The 18,753-nt window shown below is 43.0% G+C and carries 13 protein-coding genes and 5 pseudogenes; 3 read left to right on the top strand and 15 right to left on the bottom strand.

Annotated features, from left to right (window positions below):
- Positions 1-214: 214 nt before the first annotated feature.
- From VL20_RS15755 to radA, 9 genes and pseudogenes are all read right to left on the bottom strand, one after another.
- A pseudogene (locus tag VL20_RS15755) lies at positions 215-1,065 on the bottom strand (Uma2 family endonuclease).
- Positions 1,066-1,331: 266 nt separating this feature from the next.
- Positions 1,332-2,261, bottom strand: a complete 930-nt coding sequence (locus VL20_RS15750; RefSeq protein ID WP_002789021.1) for a lysylphosphatidylglycerol synthase transmembrane domain-containing protein — start codon at positions 2,259-2,261, stop codon at positions 1,332-1,334.
- Positions 2,254-2,712: a DUF29 domain-containing protein gene (locus VL20_RS15745; protein ID WP_052277042.1), complete on the bottom strand. Its 459-nt coding sequence runs from the start codon at positions 2,710-2,712 to the stop codon at positions 2,254-2,256. Before VL20_RS15745 ends, VL20_RS15750 begins: the two co-directional genes overlap by 8 nt.
- Before the next feature lie 11 nt (positions 2,713-2,723).
- Positions 2,724-2,897 (bottom strand): annotated as a pseudogene (locus VL20_RS29010) (DUF29 family protein); the annotation flags it as partial.
- Between the two features lie 103 nt (positions 2,898-3,000).
- Positions 3,001-3,282, bottom strand: a pseudogene (locus VL20_RS15740) (DUF29 domain-containing protein); the annotation flags it as partial.
- An 11-nt stretch (positions 3,283-3,293) separates the two neighbouring features.
- Entirely contained in the window at positions 3,294-3,749 is a 456-nt protein-coding gene (locus VL20_RS15735; protein WP_052277041.1) for a DUF29 domain-containing protein, read from the bottom strand.
- Positions 3,750-3,760: 11 nt separating this feature from the next.
- Positions 3,761-4,216: a DUF29 domain-containing protein gene (locus VL20_RS15730; RefSeq protein ID WP_052277040.1), complete on the bottom strand. Its 456-nt coding sequence runs from the start codon at positions 4,214-4,216 to the stop codon at positions 3,761-3,763.
- 72 nt (positions 4,217-4,288) lie between these two features.
- Positions 4,289-4,390: a cytochrome b6-f complex subunit PetL gene (petL, locus tag VL20_RS15725; protein WP_002752397.1), complete on the bottom strand. Its 102-nt coding sequence runs from the start codon at positions 4,388-4,390 to the stop codon at positions 4,289-4,291.
- A 45-nt stretch (positions 4,391-4,435) separates the two neighbouring features.
- On the bottom strand, positions 4,436-5,962 hold the full coding sequence (gene radA, locus VL20_RS15720) for a DNA repair protein RadA (protein ID WP_052277039.1): 1,527 nt from the start codon (positions 5,960-5,962) through the stop codon (positions 4,436-4,438).
- Positions 5,963-6,195: 233 nt separating this feature from the next.
- Between radA and rpaB the strand changes: the two genes are divergently transcribed.
- Positions 6,196-6,924 carry a response regulator transcription factor RpaB gene (gene rpaB / locus VL20_RS15715; RefSeq protein WP_002734727.1) on the top strand — a complete coding sequence of 243 codons (729 nt, stop codon included), beginning with the start codon at positions 6,196-6,198 and terminating at the stop codon, positions 6,922-6,924.
- A 9-nt stretch (positions 6,925-6,933) separates the two neighbouring features.
- The gene (locus VL20_RS15710; RefSeq protein WP_052277038.1) at positions 6,934-7,575 is read left to right on the top strand and encodes a cofactor assembly of complex C subunit B; all 642 of its coding nucleotides are present in this window, start codon (positions 6,934-6,936) and stop codon (positions 7,573-7,575) included.
- Positions 7,576-7,742: 167 nt separating this feature from the next.
- Here the strand turns inward: VL20_RS15710 and VL20_RS15705 are convergent, their stop codons facing one another.
- From VL20_RS15705 to VL20_RS15695, 3 genes and pseudogenes are all read right to left on the bottom strand, one after another.
- Positions 7,743-10,394, bottom strand: a complete 2,652-nt coding sequence (locus tag VL20_RS15705; protein ID WP_052277037.1) for a DNA methyltransferase — start codon at positions 10,392-10,394, stop codon at positions 7,743-7,745.
- A 31-nt stretch (positions 10,395-10,425) separates the two neighbouring features.
- Positions 10,426-13,058 (bottom strand): annotated as a pseudogene (cphA, locus tag VL20_RS15700) (cyanophycin synthetase).
- A 107-nt stretch (positions 13,059-13,165) separates the two neighbouring features.
- Positions 13,166-14,020, bottom strand: coding sequence for a cyanophycinase (locus tag VL20_RS15695; RefSeq protein WP_043995965.1), 855 nt, complete (start codon positions 14,018-14,020; stop codon positions 13,166-13,168).
- 373 nt (positions 14,021-14,393) lie between these two features.
- Between VL20_RS15695 and trmD the strand changes: the two genes are divergently transcribed.
- Complete coding sequence (trmD, locus tag VL20_RS15690; protein ID WP_052277036.1) at positions 14,394-15,089, top strand: tRNA (guanosine(37)-N1)-methyltransferase TrmD; 696 nt, start codon at positions 14,394-14,396, stop codon at positions 15,087-15,089.
- Between the two features lie 643 nt (positions 15,090-15,732).
- On the opposite strand, the pseudogene VL20_RS29000 reads toward trmD, so the two are convergent.
- From VL20_RS29000 to VL20_RS15675, 3 genes and pseudogenes are all read right to left on the bottom strand, one after another.
- Positions 15,733-16,471: pseudogene (locus VL20_RS29000) on the bottom strand (IS1 family transposase); the annotation flags it as partial.
- 202 nt (positions 16,472-16,673) lie between these two features.
- Entirely contained in the window at positions 16,674-17,138 is a 465-nt protein-coding gene (locus VL20_RS32860; protein WP_284525815.1) for a hypothetical protein, read from the bottom strand.
- Positions 17,087-17,821, bottom strand: coding sequence for a hypothetical protein (locus VL20_RS15675; RefSeq protein ID WP_128575234.1), 735 nt, complete (start codon positions 17,819-17,821; stop codon positions 17,087-17,089). The genes VL20_RS32860 and VL20_RS15675 overlap by 52 nt, the downstream gene beginning before the upstream one ends.
- Between the last annotated feature and the right edge of the window lie 932 nt (positions 17,822-18,753).

The following is an 18,753-nucleotide window of genomic DNA, read 5'->3' as shown; positions in this document are numbered from 1 at the left end:
GATCACAATTTTAAAAGCTATGTATAAGACTTTCAGAGAAAATACAGAATTTACGCGGCTTTTGATCGAAGTTGACAGAATTTCTCCTCAAGGTTGAGGAAATTAATTTGGCACGACCACTGATTGTGTTGAAAATCTGCCCGTCAGTCAGGCAAAAAGCTCCCCATCAGGTCATTTCCCCATCTCCCCACCCCGAACATTCGTTACACTTGTACTACAAGTCTATCCCCATTTCTCGCAAACGAGCCGCCAGCCGTTGAGAACGCTGTCTTTCCGCTTCCAGAGCTTGCTGAGTAGCATTTAATTGCTCCTGTGCTGCGGCCGCTTGCTCCTGTGCTGCGGCCGCTTGCTCCTGTGCTGCAGCTGCTTGCTCCTGTGCTGCAGCTGCTTGCTCCTGTGCTGCTTCTTCTGGCAAGGGGATTAAATTGCCTTCCGAGTCATAAAATCTGGCCCAGATTGCCGTTTCTCGGTCAATAGTACCCTCCCAAGTTCCCAACCAATAGCCTAAGGTTTCGCACCATAACCAGCCGCGCTCGTTTCGTTCTAAAGAATGGTAACGTTGGTCGGCCCCTAAATGCCATCCTTGTAAAGAATTGCCATCAAAAGGATCGTAGATGAAATAATCCGGCGTGCGGAAGGTTCCCTCATAAATTGCCTTTTTTCGCACTTTATCAGTCTTAGCGGTACTAGGAGAGGTTAATTCCACGATAACATCAGGATAACGTCCCTCTTCTTCCCAAATTACCCAACCCTGTCGCTCTCTCGTGCCATCGACATTGAGGACAGCAAAGAAATCTGGCCCGCGAAAATCGCGATTTTTCGCCTGTTCGCGGCTGAAATAAATAAACATATTGCCACCAGTGTAGAAGTCGTCTCGTTCGCCATAACCCTGCTGTAGGGAGCGAATCAGGACATTCATGGCAATGCGGTGTCGGTTGCTTTCCAAGGGTTCACCATCATCAAAAATTAAGTCTGTGGGGGGTGGGGGGGTTCCCAGAAGTCCTCGAAATCTTCTTCTATCAGTGCCGGAGAGGTGGCAGTTTCGTCGCTTTTGGCAATCGTCATTTTTTCGGCCTCTCTAGGTGGGAGTATCCATATTTTTGCTGATTATTGATCCTAATATTACATCAGAATTTAGGAGTCAGTCCCGATGAAAAATTTTTCACCCCCACAGATGAAAGAGGTTTCCTTCCCTACACCCCACACCCCACACCCTCTTTCAAGTCAGGAGATAGATAGGAGTTGAGAAAATTATCTTCGCTTAACAATGATCAAAACTTTTCTTCTGGGTGCGTTACATTGGGCTAACACACCCGAATAATATTCTTAAGCTAACTAAAAAACTTGGCTTTATCTTTAACTAATTTTGTCCCGATTCCGGCGGCAATGACTTCGGAGAGAATGCTAATTAAACGATAGATAGCAACGGTGACAAGTACGTTAGCGGCGGGAAATTTTTCTGTGTCTAAAAGTGCGATCGCTGTGGCTTCAAAAACTCCTAATCCCCCCGGCGCTCCGGGGACAACTAAACCCAATAACCAGGCAAAACTAAAGGTTCCTAAGAGGGGTAAAATCTGAGCGGGTGTGATCATTTTTAACACCATCCAAGCTAAAATAAAACCCGCACCGCGCCACAATAAAAATCCAGTTTCACCCAAGAGAGGGACGAGAGGATATTTAGTTAGATAAACAGGTTCTTGAGCAATCTTTTTCTTTTGGCTAAGGATTTTGAGAGGATAATTTAAAAATTTGGGATGAATGCCGATTAAAATTAATCCTAAAACTAATATCTGTATCCCTAGACTTGAGCTAGATTTCATCCAACCTAAACCACTACCAATAACTGCTATGGCTAAGGCTGCACACACCAGTAATAAAAGTTCTAATAAAACGCTTAAACTAGCGGTTCCCCAATCACTTCCTGCTTTATTAATTGCCACAATGCGAGCATAAAAGTGTCCGATATTACCGGGTAGGTATTTTCCTAAATTGGTAATCATATAGATCCCAATTCCTGTGGAGGTTTTAATCGGTTGTTGATAGCTTTTGAGTATCCATGTCCACACCCATCCTGCCCAAATTTGAGCGATAACTGTGGTTACAAGTGCCAAGAAAAGAAATAACCAGCCATGATTTTCAATTCTAACTGAGGTGACGTTATCCCAGTTATTTTTAAGGTTACTGAGAACAAAAAATAAGGTTCCCCCAATAATCAGCCAACGTAGAAACTTTTTCAGCATTTCGTTTTTTCCTTTATTCATTTTCCGGAGGGAACCAATCGAGATCAAGGAGATTTTCTAAACTGTAGGGACATTCCCCAGGAAAACTAACTTGATTATCGGTTTTTTCTCTAACATAATTTAAGGCTTTCTGGTAAATACGAGGTAATTCTTGAGTGAGATAATTACGGAGATTATTAGTTAAATAAGTATCGATCTGGTTTTTGAAATTGACAATTTCTGAGCGCCAATGACTACGATTATATTTTCTCTTGACTGTCCAAAATTGTAATAATAAACAATGTCTGATAATTTGCTGTAAAAAACTAGCAACACGAAACTTCTTCTCGTTTCCCAAGTCTTCTAACTCCTCGATTAAGTTTTCTAAGTCTAAAGCTTCATATTTTTTATTCTTCAAGAGTTCAATGGTTTCTTCTAACCAGAGAGAATCGTCAATCTCGTAGAGAGTTTTTAAGTCGGGAATAACAGTCATTATCGTCTCCTTTATTCGTAAGGTGGTAGCCAATTAGGATCGAGAAGTTCTTCTAAACTGTAGGGACAAGTATTAGGGAAAGTAACTTGATTTGTTGTCTTTTTTCTCACATAACGGATTGCCTTATAATAAATATTATCAAATTCTTGTTCTAAATATTTCCGTAAACTTGCCGTTAGGTAAGTAGTCGTGCAAAATAAATTTCCTAGTGAAGAAAGGCAAAGGGCAAGAGGCAAGAGGCAAAGGGGGGTTAGATATGTGTAATTAATTTTGCCTAGGTACTTAGGTATTTAATTGATCTTGAAAATTTACCAGTTCTGATTCCCAATGACTTTGATTATATTCTCTTTCCCCTGTCCAAAATTGCAGTAACAAAGCATGACGAATAATTTGCTGCAAAAAACTAGCAACCCGAAACTTTTTTTCGTTACCCAAATCTTCTAACTCCTCGATTAAATTATCTAAATCTAAAGCGTCAAATCTCTTCGCTTTTAAGAGTTCGATAGTTTCTTCCAACCAGAGGGAATCATCAATCTCGTAGAGAGTTTTTAAGTCGGGAATAACAGTCATTATCATCTCCTTTATTCGTATGGTGGTAGCCAATTGGGATCGAGAAGTTCTTCTAAACTGTAGGGACAAGTATCAGGTAAAATAACTTTATTCTTTGTCTTTTTCCGCACAAAGAAAACTGCATCTTCATAAATGTTAGTTAATTCATTTTGTAAATAATTACGGAGATTGGTGGTTAAGCCTCTTTTTAGCTGAATTTGAAAGTTGACTATTTCTAACTCCCAGTGATCCTGATTATATTCTCGTTCACCTGTCCACAATTGTAATAATAAACAATGTCTAATAATTTGCTCTAATAAACTGGCAACACGAAACTTTTTTTCGTTTCCCAAATCTTCTAACTCCTCGATTAAATTGTCTAAATCTAAAGCGTCAAAATTTTTAGCCTTGAGCAGTTCTATAGTTTCTGCTAACCAGAGAGAATCATCAATTTCGTAGAGAGTTTTTAAGTCGGGAATAACAGTCATTATCGTCTCCTTTATTCGTAAGGTGGTAGCCAATTAGGATCGAGAAGTTCTTCTAAACTGTAGGGACAAGTATCGGGAAAGTTGACTTTATTATCGGTTTTTTGACGAACATATCGCACGGACTCAAAGTAAATTTGCTCAAATTCCTGTTCTAGATATTTACGAAGATTTGTGGTTAAATAACGTTTTAGTTGATCTTTAAAACTAACTATCTCTGCTTGCCAATGAGCCTGATTATAATCTCTCTCGCTTATCCAAAATTGTAATAATAAACAATGTCTAATAATTTGCTGTAAAAAACTAGCAACACGAAACCTTTTTTCGTTCCCCAAGTCTTCTAACTCCTCGAGCAAGTTTTCTAAGTCTAGCGCTTCAAAATTTTTAGCCTTGAGCAGTTCGATAGTTTCTTCTAACCAGAGAGAATCATCAATTTCGTAGAGAGTTTTTAAGTCTAGAATAACAGTCATTTTTTATTTCCCCTAGAATTGGCAATAGTGACCAGTTAAACCGATCACTAAAGCTTTTTTCCTGTTTATATACTAGATAATTTTAGCGGAGCGCAGACCGAAAAAGAGACCGAGGGCAATTCCGGTAAAAACGATCAGATAACCCGCTAAAGCAGCAACAGCTAACACAGACATGGTGAAAATCTCCCAAGTAATTTAATCTTTTTTAGCATTGTACCGTTATTCTTGCCCTTCCCCTTCCTCGTCTTCTATATCTTCCCCAAAGCGCTGCTGGGGGGGGATTGCGGCGACAATTGCCTCGATTACCTTGCCGACTGGAACAATTTCTAAGCCCACATCTTCGGGATAAACTTGACCTCTAGGGACAATCGCCCGTTTAAAGCCCAATTTAGCCGCTTCTTTTAATCTTAGTTCCATTTGCGACACTAAGCGCACTTGTCCGCCTAATCCCACTTCCCCGATTAAGACTGTGCGCGGATCCACGACTCGATCGCGAAAACTAGCGACAACAGCGATCGCAACTCCCAGATCCGCCGCCGGTTCTTCCACTCCCAACCCTCCTGCGGAGGCAACATAGGCATCTAATTTCGATAAAGGAATGCCGACGCGCTTTTCTAAAACGGCGAGAATTTGCTGTAATCGGTTGTATTCTATGCCAGTAGTCGATCTTCGCGGGGAAGCATAGCTGGTGGGGCTAACTAATGCCTGTAACTCCACCACAATCGGGCGTGTACCTTCACAGGCTACCACCGTCGCCGTACCTGGGGAAAATTCGTCGCGATTGCCTAAAAATAATTCTGAGGGGTTTTCCACTTCCACCAAACCGTGGTCCACCATCTCGAAAATACCGATCTCATGGGTTGCCCCAAAACGGTTTTTCACGGATCTTAAGAGACGATGGGAGGCATAGCGATCGCCTTCAAAATATAACACCGTATCGACCAAATGTTCCAAAACTCGCGGACCTGCGATCGCCCCTTCTTTAGTCACATGACCGACAATTAATAAAGTAATATTCTCCCGTTTTGCTACCTGCATCAAGGCGGAGGTACATTCGCGAACTTGGGCGACGGATCCCGGTGCGGAAGTTAACGCGCCAAAATAAAGAGTTTGAATACTGTCAATTACCGCCACCTGTGGGCGTAGAGATTCTAATTCCCGCAAAATTTCCTCTAAATCGGTTTCTGGCAAAACGTAGAGATGATTATCGAGTTCTGCGGTTGATTCAGAGGCTTTGTTCTCCTTGCCATTGCCGTTATTTTCCGACTCCACGGGAACCACTCCCACCCCCAAACGGGCAGCCCGCAGTTTAATCTGTTGTCCCGATTCTTCGGCGGAAACGTAGAGGATGCGCGGTAATCTTTGGGCGAGTTGGTTGGTAACTTGCAGTAAAAGCGTCGATTTGCCGATACCCGGATCGCCGCCGATTAGTACAAGAGAACCGGGAACAATGCCACCACCGAGAACGCGATCGAATTCCCCGTAACCAGAGGGAAAACGTTCCTGTTCATACTGGGTAATTTCCGAGAAGCGCACCGAGATGCGCGGTTGCGGGTTGCGTTGTCCTTTGCCGTTATTTGGGCGACTATTTTGCCATCCTGGGCGATTTCCCGCCGGATTATTGCCACCAGCCATCACTTGTTCTTCTAGCGTCCCGTAGGTGTCACAACTGGGGCATTTTCCCAACCATTGGGGAGATTCCGCCCCACAAGCGCTACAGATATATATTGTTCGCGATTTCGCCATGTTTTTTAAGAAAAGTTGAAGAAAAGCGGTTTGAGGATCAATTCTCTTGTCAAATTTAATTAAGTATGATAGGGGGGAAGGAAGACCCTAAAGTTATTGATAATTGTCATAAAAGAAATAAAATAGGAAATTTAGGCTTAATGATAACGGCCAAAGGATATTCTATAAACAGGAACGCTCGTTATTTAACTTTAAAATTCATCACACTATTTAACTAAGGAGTGTTAATTCAGTTGGAGAACCAAAAGGAAAAAATTCTCGTTGTTGATGATGAAGCCAGCATCCGTCGTATCTTAGAGACTCGTTTGTCGATGATTGGTTATGAAGTCGTCACCGCCGCCGACGGAGAGGAAGCTTTAGAAACCTTCCGCACCGCCGAACCCGATTTAGTGGTTTTGGATGTGATGATGCCGAAATTAGACGGTTACGGTGTCTGTCAGGAACTCCGCAAAGAATCGGATATTCCTATCATTATGTTAACCGCTTTGGGCGATGTGGCCGATCGAATTACCGGGCTAGAATTGGGCGCGGATGACTATGTAGTTAAACCTTTTTCTCCCAAAGAACTCGAGGCGCGGATTCGTTCGGTGTTGCGTCGGGTAGAGAAAAATGGCGCTCCGGGGATTCCTAGTTCCGGTGTGATTCATATTGGTTCCATTAAAATCGATACCAATAAACGCCAAGTTTATAAGGGGGATGAACGCATCCGTCTGACTGGTATGGAATTTAGTTTACTGGAATTATTGGTCAGTCGATCGGGAGAAGCTTTTTCCCGCTCGGAAATCCTTCAGGAAGTTTGGGGTTATACCCCCGAACGTCATGTGGATACGCGGGTGGTAGATGTGCATATTTCCCGTTTACGAGCCAAATTAGAGGATGATCCCAGCAATCCTGAGTTAATTCTCACCGCTAGAGGTACAGGCTATCTTTTCCAGCGGATTTTAGAACTAGACGAGGAATAGTTCTCAGCTATGGCACCAGCTGATCCCAATCGTATTTTAAGACTGTTACCCCTGTTCGCCGGCATCGTCGGGGGTACGGTATTAATGTTTAATCGTTTTGCCACTGCCGATTTAACCCCATCGCAAGCGCGTTCGGATGTGATGGGAGTGATTTTGAGTGGGGTTTTAATTTTGGTGGGTTTAATCTGGCAAAGAGTTCAACCCCGCTTACCGGATGCTGTGGAATTAATCGGGCGCGAAGGTCTGGAATTTGCCCCAGATTTGCCAGAACAGGTTAAAATTGAGCTTGCTTGGGCTTCCCATTTACTTTTAACTAACACCGTGACAAAATCTCTGATCGTTTATTATCAGGGAAAAGTTTTATTACGTCGCGGTATCTTAAGCCAGAATTCTGAAGTTAAAGTTAGTAATATTATCAAAAGAGTTTTAGAAACCGGTAAAGCCGTTTATTTAGTTAATTTAAATTTATATCCCGCTAAAATCGAGTTTGACTATTTGCCAGAAAACACCCAAGGCTTAATCTGTCAACCCATCGGTAAGGAAGGGGTGTTAATTTTGGCCGCCAATGCGCCGCGCAGTTATACTAAACAAGATGAAATTTGGATCGAGGGAATTGCTGATAAATTAGCCGACACTTTCAGTCAGTTTTAGACGATTTCAGTAAGATTTAAGAATTTGGTTAAGATGAGAGTAAACAGTTAGCGATCGACCTGTAGCTACAGCAGTTATCTCAATGGTGAGATAGCTATACTTTGCCGGCGGCGATCGAAGCTTTTAAAAATCGTTAACTGATGCCAAGCTGAATATTTTCTGGAATTTTATTCCTCTCCGGAGACTTCCAATGACTCTGCCAGTGAATTATCTTCAATTTCTATCTCATCAATTGTATCATCAGTTAAGCCCAACTCTTTCTTGGCGAACACACGCCTTGCACGACGATCAAGAATTTTGATAATATTGGTTCTATCTTGTTTAATTGCATCAATGTCTTCTTTTTGTATCAACACCATATAGTATCTCGATACTTCCATCATTCGATAAGCATACTGAAAAGCGTCTCTAGTAAATTCACCAGTAGTCACAATCATAACTACGTCAGACCCTGTTACGAAGGTCATACCAACTTCTTTGGCTAATACTTCTACATCTACTCGCTTTGTATTTTTACACTGAATTTGCCAACGATGATAAACAAAGCGGTCTGATGCTGCCAGAACATCTACTTCACCCTGTCCAGTTTCATAGTCTCTTTTCCGCCATTTTGTGAATCTAAGACTGGTTAGACGAATCATCCAAATCGCCAGCAGTTCAAGAGCTTTACCTTTAATATGTTTGTCGGGATTATCTAGGTCATTAACAACATCTTCAAAACTTCGATTTAGCTCGGTTTGGGAGATTTCTGTAATATCGGATATAGATTGTAATAATCTAGATAACAGTTCCATCTGTGATTTCTCGGTAAGCTTGACAAGATTAGGTTTCGCTCCTCGTCCACCAGTCGTTTTCTCAGTTGCAATTAAGCCGACTTTTACTAAAGGTTGAATAATATCCTGAACAAAAGATTTCGAGGGGAATCGTATTTTATAAACACTGGTGGCGTATCTGGTAATTTTATTCCACTCGGTTAGCTCAGTAATCGCCATCTGAAGCATAGCCAGTAAAAAATATTTTTGTTCGGAACTAAGAGTATAAAGCTCGTCAATATAGTCTTGATCGAGTTCCAATAGATCATAGACTCGATCCCAGTTAATCTCATAACTTTTCTCCAGGACTTTAGCTTCTTGTAACCATTGTCTCATGGTACTAACATAAGTACAATTGGTCGAGAGTGAATACCCCATTTCTTGAAGTTCGTAAGCGATGATTTCTAGCTGGGGTTTATCTCCCCTGCTATTAATTGCTTCTATCGCTTTTATTAGGGACATTCCAGTTAGGTTAACAAGAATATGGCGAGCAAAAATTGAGAAAACTGTCTCAGTATCTTGTTGATTGTCTAATATTTCATTAGCGATATCCGTGAGTCGATACTGCCAATCATCACCATCAATTGATTCAACCAACTTATAAGCACGAAGGGAAAGAAATGTATTCATGGCAAGTTTGCCACGATTCTCTCCTTTCTGTAGATCGTTTTGGCTGGAATGGCCAGCATAATAACGTTTAGCAATCTCATCCTGAAGCACCCGACGATCAGGAAGACAATCAGAACAAAGTTGTACTAATTCAGATACTTGAAATTGCTTAGGAGAAAACTGGTCGCCGTAGGTAAATCTGATGATTTTTTTGTCTGTCATACTATCATCGCTTGCAGGAAACAAATCTAACTGAACAAAAGGTTTTTGAGGAGCCATGGTCAAGCTTTTGTCAGAACAATCCTTAGCCAGTTCTAAGGCTCGTGCTTTCAGAGTTTTTCTATCCTTTATAGGAGCCACGACCAAAGGAGCATCTTGTTCAAATCGAAACTGCGACGCTATCATATAATCTTCATTTAATTCAAACGCTAACCAACGACGCTCAAGGGTTTCAGCGACTCGTCCTGTCATGTTTGAACCAGCAAAAGGATCGAGAACTAAATCACCAGGCTCAGTACAGAGACTAATAACAAATTCGGGTAAAGCTTGCGGAAATCTAGCAGGATGGGGTTTCACCCCTTCTTCCTTACATCTTCTTTGATAGTAATCATTAGATGCCGTGTTAGAAGCAGATATAACATTTACTGGCTGCCCTAAATCATTCTCTAAAATCCAGTTGAACTCTCCCAGGACTGGACTACCTATAGACGCGCCTCTTTCCTGAATAGAATCAGTAATAATATTTGGGGGAATAGCTCCTCCTCGGTCATTCTGAAATTTAGTAGAAATATCATGTCCTGACGGACGCAGTTTTGCCTCATAGCCATTTTTAATCAGGTTTTTCATTGCCTCGCTATAAGGCCGTAAAACTCTCTTGTTGTTTGCTTTCGGGTGCGGCTCCTTCGATAACCACCAAACGGTATTGACAGCATCCTTGACGCGTTCCCTCCTGACTGTCACCCATTCTGCGGGGGTAGGAAGTTTGGCTGGATTATACCAAAAAAGTTCTTGGGCGAGAAAAAAACCTAGTCCACCTGCTAATCTCGGTTTACAAAGTTCTATAACTAACTCGAAATGATACAGAGAACGTACGGGAAAACCTTTAAGCCAACTACCACCAATATCTATAACTAGGGAGCCTTTGGGCTTGAGAATACGATAAAATTCACCAGCAAATATTTTAAACCATTCAACATAATCATCAGCGTCCACATTGCCATATTCTTTTTTTCTTACTAAGGCAAAAGGTGGGGAAGTACAAATCAAATCGACACTCTCATCCGGCAACTTCCCCATCAGTGTCAGGCTATTACCCAAATAAGCGGAACCGAGCCGAGTCTCATAATAGGGATTTCGGCTGATTTTGATTAAACCATCGTACTCAGTAACAATTGGCACTACTTTATTTTCTAGCTATTTTTCCTAACTTCTAACCCTGATTATCGGTCAGGGGTCGATGTTTTTCGATCAAATCGATCGCCTGGGTGACACTTTCGGGGAAAATTACCACTAAACCACCCTCAGAAACCGTGCTTAAAGCCTTCTCTAAAGCTTCCGTTTCATCGAGAATAACTTCTGGCCGCAAACTGGGATTTTCTTGGCTAATTCCCCGGAGAATTAAATCGGCCACTTCCCCCCGGCGGCGACCGCGAGTATCGTTATCTTCCTTAACAATAATTCGATCGAACATTTGGGCCGATAATTTCCCTAGTAAAATTAAATCATCATCACGTCGATCGCCCGGTCCCCCAACCACGCCGACTTTTTCCCCGGACCAATTGCCGACAAAACCGCCGACGGCTTCGTATCCGGCGGGATTATGGGCATAATCGATTAAAGCGTGATGGTGTCCCAAGTCAAACAGGTTCATCCTGCCGGGGGTCTGGGCCACGGAAGGTTTAAAAGTCCGCACCCCTTGGCGAATTAACTCGATATCGATACCCTGCACAAAAGTGGCTAAACAGGCGGCCAAGGCGTTAGCAATCATAAAAGGAGCCATTCCCTGCATAGTCACGGGAATATTGACTGCTTCCTCGATTCTCAGCGTCCATTCTCCCTCTAGAATCGACAGATAGCCATTCTCATAAATGGCGGCCATGCCACCGCGACGGATATGGTCGTGAATAATCGGGTTATCGGGACTCATGGAAAAATAAGCGACTCTTCCCTTGACTTTTTCGGCCATACTAACGGTCAAGGGGTCATCGGCATTTAAAACCGCGTAACCCTCGGCGCTAACCACCTCGGCCACAACGCTTTTTACCTTCGCCATTTGTTCGATGGTGTCGATATCACCGATACCCAAATGGTCGGCGGCCACATTTAACACCACCCCCACATCGCACTGATTAAAGGCTAAACCCGATCGCAGGATACCACCCCGGGCCGTTTCCAACACAGCAATCTCTACTGTGGGATCCTTCAAAATCATACTGGCACTGTAGGGACCGGTGTTATCGCCCTTTTCTACCAGATAATCATCGATATATACGCCGTCCGTCGTGGTAAATCCGACTACTTTCCCCGTTTGCCGGCAAATATGAGAGATTAAGCGGCTAGTGGTGGTTTTGCCGTTAGTTCCCGTAATTGCCAGAATTGGCACGCGACTGGGAGTCCCGGGGGGAATAACATATCGATAACTGGAGCGGCGATATTGCGGGGTAAACCGCGACTGGGGGCGACGTGCATCCGAAAACCGGGGGCGGCGTTGACTTCTACGATTACCCCGTCCACTTCTTTCAGGGGTTTGCGGATATCCTCTGTGACCACATCGATCCCGGCAATGTCCAAACCGATTAATTTTGCCACTCTTTGGGCGATCCAGACGTTTTCGGGGTGAATTTCGTCGGTACGATCCACGGCGATGCCGCCGGTGCTTAAATTAGCCGTGGCCCGCAGATAGGCGATCTCTCCGTGGGCTAAAATGCTGGTTAATTCATAGCCCTGTTTCTCTAGCACATTAAGGGCGGTTTTGTCAATAGTTATTTTAGTTAAAACGTTGGCATGACCGTCACCCCGGTTGGGATCTTGATTAGTAATTTCGATTAATTCTTCTATAGTTGAGCGCCCATCACCGACGACGTGAGCGGGAATCCGTTCGGCCACGGCGGCGACTTTGCCGTTTATGACTAAAATTCGGTGATCACTGCCTTTATAGTACCTTTCTACGATCACGCTGCGAGTTTTCGAGGCGGCACTGGCTAGATCATAGGCTTCCTCTGCTTCCTGTTGAGTTTTAACATCGATGCTGATGCCCCGGCCGTGGTTGCCATCGAGGGGTTTAATCACGATGGGAAATCCTCCCACTTCCTCGATTGCCGCTGACAACTCATCCAAGTATTGAATCACCGTACCCCGGGGGACGGGAATCCCACCATCCTTGAGGATAGTTTTCGTGCCTTCCTTGTCACAGGCCAACTCAACGGCTAAAATCCCCGAAAAACTGCTTAAAGTGGCTTGAATGCGCTTTTGGTGAACACCATAGCCCAATTGCACCATGGCACGAGCGCTCAGGAGTAACCAGGGAATATTTCTAGCTTGTGCTTCTTTGACGATAGTTTCGGTACTCGGACCGAGGGAGGCATTATTGCATAAATCGCGTAAATCGGCTAAATCCTGGGCCAATTCTTCCTTAGGATAGGTTCCCGTATCGACAATCGATTGACACAAACGCACGGCAGCCCGACCCGCATAACGTCCCGCTTGCTCGTCAACGTACTCAAACACCACGTTATAGACTCCGGGGGTGGAGGTGCTTCTAGTGCGACCAAACCCGACGGGAGTTCCCGCCAATTCCTGCAATTCTAGGGCGATATGTTCGATAATATGGCCCATATAAGTGCCAGTGCGGACTCGTTCAAAGAAACCGCCGCGATAACCGGGGGAGCAGTAATGTTCGACTAAACTGGGGAGAACGTCGATTAATCCCTCGTAAAAGCCGGGGATTTCATTCGATGGCTTCTCTGCGAGATCTTCGAGATCCAGACGCATAACAATGAGCTTGTCGCGACGAATACTCCAGTAGTTGGGACCGCGCAGGGTTTGGGTTCTGAGAATTTTCATGATGTAGCTGGTGTTCGCTGTTGAGAAGCACAAAGAAGCCGTTCTTTATTGTCTGGTTTTCCGAGATGGGTAAACTGTTCATCGTGAACAGTTTTTCAGGAGTTTTTTTACGCCAATTTAGGGATCACTTGCTGTTTTTTGAGATGATAGCCATCACCGTAGGCAAGAATATGTACCCGCAGGTTATGCAGACTCAGGGGTTCGTTTGCGGTGACGTGATGGTGGTTGGTGTGGGACATTTCCCTAGCATCAATTACCGTCACTGTACCGCAGCCGATTACTGTCATCATGCCATCCCGTTCAAACATAGCGCAGGTATCCTCATCGATGCCAATTCCTAAACGTTCGGGATAACCAGAGATAGCGCTCATTAACCGGGCCATGCGATTGCGATTGTGGAAGTGTTGATCGACAATAACTTCAGGAATGAGACCTAATCCCATGGCCATGTCCACTAGGGCCCGATTGGGTGCTTCCCCGCTGCTGCCCCCAGCAATCATGTGATGACCCATAACGGCGGCCCCGGCGCTAGTTCCGGCCAGGGTTAGTTCTCCCTGTTGCACTCTTTGTCTGATTCTTTCCATCAGGGGAGTATCGGAGAGCAAACCGCATAAACGCAGCTGGTCGCCTCCGGTCATAAATACACCTGTACACTCTTCGATGTAGGCTTGGAATTGGGCATCTTCTCCCTGCACACGATCGCGAATATCGATAACTTTGACGTATTTTGCCCCCATTTCCTCGAAAATCTTCTGATAGCGATCGCCGATTAAAACTGGTTCTCTGGAAGCGGAGGGAACAATAGCGATCACTGCTTCGCTACCCCCAGCGCGATTCCAAAAGGTATGCAGTATCTCTTTACCGTGGACTTTATCCTCGGCACCTCCAATGACTAAAATCGCCGTTTTGAGAGATACGGGGGTAGGATTTTGGTGGTGTTGGGTTTCTAGCTCGATGATCATGTCACTGAACGAATAGACATTTTTAGGGATGGAAGGTTTTTCGGGAAGATGTACAGGTATCTTGATGTTATTTTCCCTGAGCGGTTGACGGAAAAAAATGCGGTTTAGGAATATTTTTCGGGACATCAAGCAATAGTAGAGGCGATTTTAGCAATTTTCTTCGATCCACTGGCAATGACGGACTGTTAGTTAACTTTTAGTCTAGGCTAGACTTCGATCACTCAAGCTAGAGCCAGAAAAAACCCTAGACAGTACAGCATAGTCTATCATGTTATCGAGATAGACTGGCGCAAAATTAGCAAGATTTTAACCGATCGAACCGTGACAAAATGATACATTAAACACTATCCCAGTCTAGGCCTTAATTTTCCCCGTGCAGTTTGACATTATTACTCTCTTTCCCGATTTTTTTACTTCACCGCTGCAGTCGGGGTTGTTGGCAAAAGCTCTCGAACGCGACATCGCTAGGGTAAATTTGGTCAATCTTCGGGATTTTGCCCATGATAAACACCGTCGTGTCGATGATGAACCCTACGGTGGTGGTGTAGGAATGTTATTAAAACCAGAGCCAATTTTTGAGGCGATCGAGTCTTTAGCAATTTTACCACCCCGGGAGATCGTGCTGATGACTCCCCAGGGGGAACCTCTCAATCAAGCTTTACTGAAAACCTGGGCCAGTAGTTATCAGCAGTTAATTCTCATCTGTGGGCATTATGAAGGAGTAGATGAGCGGGTTTGTGAGCATTTGGTGACTAGAGAGGTATCTTTAGGGGATTTTGTCCTAACTTGTGGGGAAATCCCGGCTTTAGCCATTATTAACGGGGTGACGCGGTTGTTACCCGGGACGGTAGGTAAAGCAGAATCGTTGAAATTGGAGAGTTTTGAGGCAGGTTTATTGGATTATCCCCAATATACCCGGCCGCCGGTCTTTCGCGGTTGGCAAGTGCCGCCGGTTTTGCGATCGGGTAATCATCAGGATATCGCCGATTGGCGCTATCAACAACAACTGGAGCGCACGAAGGAACGTCGTCCGGATATCTGGCAAAAATGGCTAGAGGAACAGGATTAATCGCCAAAAATGCTCCCGTGGGGTGTGGGGTGTGGGGTGTGGGTACTTAAAAATCAAAATCACCGGTAAAGGAACGACGGATGGGATAGGAAACAGATTTATATTCTGTAAAATGGGAAGTATTGGTCAGTTTTTCTTCTAATCGTAATAATACCTCTTGATTATTGATATTATTCCCTTGACTGGTTAGGATAAATCTTACTGGAAATTCTCGCTCTCTTGGATTTTCCGATGGGGAATCAAAAGTCAGTTCGTGGAGATCAGAAATTAACTCTCCTATGGGGGTATAGATGCCAGCTTTTAGCCTACGAGGTTGAACTTTATCGGTGACGGGTTTTTGTTGATAAAAAGTAACAGCTAGTTGCCCTGATGTAATGGTTGAGGTAGAGTTACGAATAATTTCCACTTCCACGGTAGAAAGATCCCCTCGTCTTTTTTTATTGACTTTAACAATGGGAATAATAATTTCCTGTAAACTTGCGCCACCATGAACAAAACGACTTCCCGATCCTTGGATTCGTAAACGACTAATAGATTTGGGAATTTGGATTTCTAGTTCTCCCGTTAAACCGATCTGTTGTGCTTTAAATTTTTTGGTGGTGATTCGGTAGTAGTGATGGCGGCTTAATCCTTTGCTTTGCTGTGCATTGTAGTCATGGATAAAATACCAAACAGCCCCAACGTGATTCTCCATTTTTTTAGAGAAAGATAGACTCTCTCTCACCAGCCGAGAAATCCTTTGTCGAAAGGTATTATTTAATCTTTCAATATGATTAGTTTGACCAGTTTCTTGACCGACTGGTCGATGACGTTTACTGGGAATTACTGTCTTATATGACTCCCAAAAGTCTGTGTAAGCAACTGCACATTGTCGGTAAACGCCTGGTAAACTAGCCCAAAGTTTTTTGGCTGATTGACGACTCCTATCTCCGCGCATAGCAACCAATAATTTCTCTTGTATTTCTATCAATTAACCGCCAAATATAGACTTTTATCGTCTTAGAAAAAACCAAAGACCACATTTCATCACATTCTATAACCAATTTACCTTTTGGTTTGTCCGAAACCTTTATTTGACGGGGAACAGCCGCCAGTTTATTGTTGACATAATTTTGTTACCATCACCAACTTACCCCTGTTACTCTAGCAATTCCTCGCAAGGAAATTCGTTCGAGCAAGAGTTTATCAATTAATTGCTTGGTTTCGTCAGAGACGGTTTTATTAGTGGGATTGATCACAAACTGACGACCACATTCTTTACCTTGACGTTTGGGTTTTCCCTTAGGAATAGAACCATTCTTGATCCTATGGTGAGAACCACAACGCTTGACAGGGGAATAGAGGTGAACTAGGGGGGGGACTTTGTTCGGTGCTAGACTGATATTTGAGTAAGCCAGACAGGAGCCAGAAAAAGATATTTATCATAAAAGTCATGAGCAAGCTAGAGGTTTAAAGACTGAGCGGGTTCCAATTATTTTTATTAATAAATATTTTACACAATTCATACCAGGTAAGCAAGAGAGCTACACCACTACTACCGAATCATTACCAAGCAGTCAAAAATCTGAGAGGGGGACAAGCGAGCTAGAAGGTAGATAGGGCAAGCGATATCGCTCTTTGTCCTTTGATGTAATCCTTCAACCGATAGCGGCTAATTTGCATTAGCTCTTCTATATTTTTTGGGAACATTTGATGTAGCTGTAGCCAATGATAGAGATGTTGACCCACATAAAAACTGCTGTGTCTGCGTTGACCTTTATATCTTTTTTCAGGTCTTGTGACATATTTTTGGATTCCCATATCCTGAATTTTTTTACCTTGCATTGTGGCACTTGTATAGGCGATAGCTATAACAATTATCAGCTTTGATAAGTATTGCGGGGCTAATTGAGAACCTTCTAAGCTATAGCCTCCCGACTTAAAATCTCGAAACATCTCCTCAATATCAAATCTTTTTTGATCGGCAATTATTGCCGTCTCTAAATCTCCAAAGTTAGTCAGAATATACCAAGGTTCTTTTGTTTTAAAACCCCGATAGGTTTTTTCCACTTACCAGCTAAGTTAAACGAGCCAAATCCCTGCTCTTTTGTCATATTGACATCATTCAAAAATAGTTTAGTTCCTGGACTTAAACCTAACTCTCTCATTTCTTGATAAATTCCTTCTTTTGTCTTCACATTTGTACTTTGTTTTTGTCTTAAGCAAAAGTACAAACTCTGCTTCTGAAGCCACTTTCCAAGACTGACCGAGCAAAATTCTCTATCTCCTAACACCACTATTTTATGACCTGATAGCACCGTCAATATTTTCCCCAATACTCGCTGCTGTTCTTCGAGGTTACTACTTCCTTTTTTATCTAATATCTCCCAATAGATTGGGATGGCTCTCTTGTCATAAATTAGACTCACCATCAAGATATTTATTGCTCCCCAACTCGTCCGGTCTATGGCAATATATACTAATCCTTTTATTGTGAATCTCTCCTGCTGTTTTAACATCTCTTTTAGGCAGACAAACCAGATTTTTTCAATATTCAGAATTTCCAGCTTTAAAAATCTTTTTAGTTTTTTTCTCCGACTCTCAAACAGGATTGGTATTGGTAGTGCTTCTGCTAATATCTCTAACTTTGCTTGCTTTAGTATTTGCCAGGTTCCAACTATCATTAACAACAGTAGATATCTGGCTCGCCCCAGTTCATTCTCTAAGACTTTCTGGTATAGTTCACTTATCATTTTCGTTATCTAGGCTATATTTACTATATATGACTTATCTTTTTTTTGAATCTGTATCTGTATTCCATGCTACATAAGCTTTTCAGCTTGCTTGTCCCCCTGTCAGGTCAAAAATACCTGTAAGTACCTAAGCAAAATTAATTACACCTATCTAACCACCTCTTGCCTCTTGCCTCTTGCCTCTTGCCTATCTTCACTAGGAAATTAATTTTGCACGACTACTTAATGCGAGTGTTGAGACGAAAGGATTTTGTTTCTACAAGTGCACCAATAGAATTAAACGTCATCTAGCGACGGATAGTCTTGGTTTTCCCTTTTTCGCTCATTGTACTCCCGCCAACCTATCTGATGACCAAGGATTGATTGAGTTGTTAACTCGAGGTATTGACTATTTCAAGTTAAAACCGTCGGAACTGCCTAAGACGACTATTCTTCTAGATAATGGTTATCATCCTGACAAAATAGAGAAAGAGTTGGTTAAGGTCTATCCAGAGATAATGACTAAAATTCAGTTTGAACTGTCTCCAAAACCGTCAAAAACCGAAAAAGCGGAGAAGGGTTGATCAGGATTCGTACCTGTAAAAACTCGATGGGTGATTGAAAGAAGTAATTCTTGGATGGAACGCTGCAAATCTTTAGTCAAAAATTTTGAGCGCACTTTAGAACACTCCACTACCAAAATTCATCTCTGTTTTCTTCGACTTCTACTACGACGATTAGCTGTATCCTAAGATACCAAATGGATTCTATAAAACAGCAATTCGACACATTTCGACACGCTCAATGTAAAGGCTCAGTGACACGAAGCACAGCTAAAAATAAGCGACCCTGTTGCAACTTTTGCCCCTCTATTTTAACCTAAACATTGGGAATCTTCGCTAACATTCCCCAACTCAACCCACCAGAGCGGCATCGCACTTTAACCCAGAGCC

Origin of the sequence: Microcystis panniformis FACHB-1757 (genome assembly GCF_001264245.1) — a bacterium.
Taxonomy (GTDB): Bacteria; Cyanobacteriota; Cyanobacteriia; order Cyanobacteriales; family Microcystaceae; genus Microcystis; species Microcystis panniformis.
The sequence above is the reverse complement of the archived record's forward strand: the minus strand, read 5'-3'. Positions and strand labels throughout refer to the sequence as shown.

Coding starts and splice junctions, on each gene's coding strand:
- VL20_RS15750 (WP_002789021.1), bottom strand. CDS start 2,261: ATGAATAAAGGAAAAAACGAAATGCTGAAAAAGTTTCTACGTTGGCTG.
- VL20_RS15745 (WP_052277042.1), bottom strand. CDS start 2,712: ATGACTGTTATTCCCGACTTAAAAACTCTCTACGAGATTGACGATTCT.
- VL20_RS15735 (WP_052277041.1), bottom strand. CDS start 3,749: ATGACTGTTATTCCCGACTTAAAAACTCTCTACGAAATTGATGATTCT.
- VL20_RS15730 (WP_052277040.1), bottom strand. CDS start 4,216: ATGACTGTTATTCTAGACTTAAAAACTCTCTACGAAATTGATGATTCT.
- petL (WP_002752397.1), bottom strand. CDS start 4,390: ATGTCTGTGTTAGCTGTTGCTGCTTTAGCGGGTTATCTGATCGTTTTT.
- radA (WP_052277039.1), bottom strand. CDS start 5,962: ATGGCGAAATCGCGAACAATATATATCTGTAGCGCTTGTGGGGCGGAA.
- VL20_RS15710 (WP_052277038.1), top strand. CDS start 6,934: ATGGCACCAGCTGATCCCAATCGTATTTTAAGACTGTTACCCCTGTTC.
- VL20_RS15695 (WP_043995965.1), bottom strand. CDS start 14,020: ATGATCATCGAGCTAGAAACCCAACACCACCAAAATCCTACCCCCGTA.
- VL20_RS15675 (WP_128575234.1), bottom strand. CDS start 17,821: ATGATAAGTGAACTATACCAGAAAGTCTTAGAGAATGAACTGGGGCGA.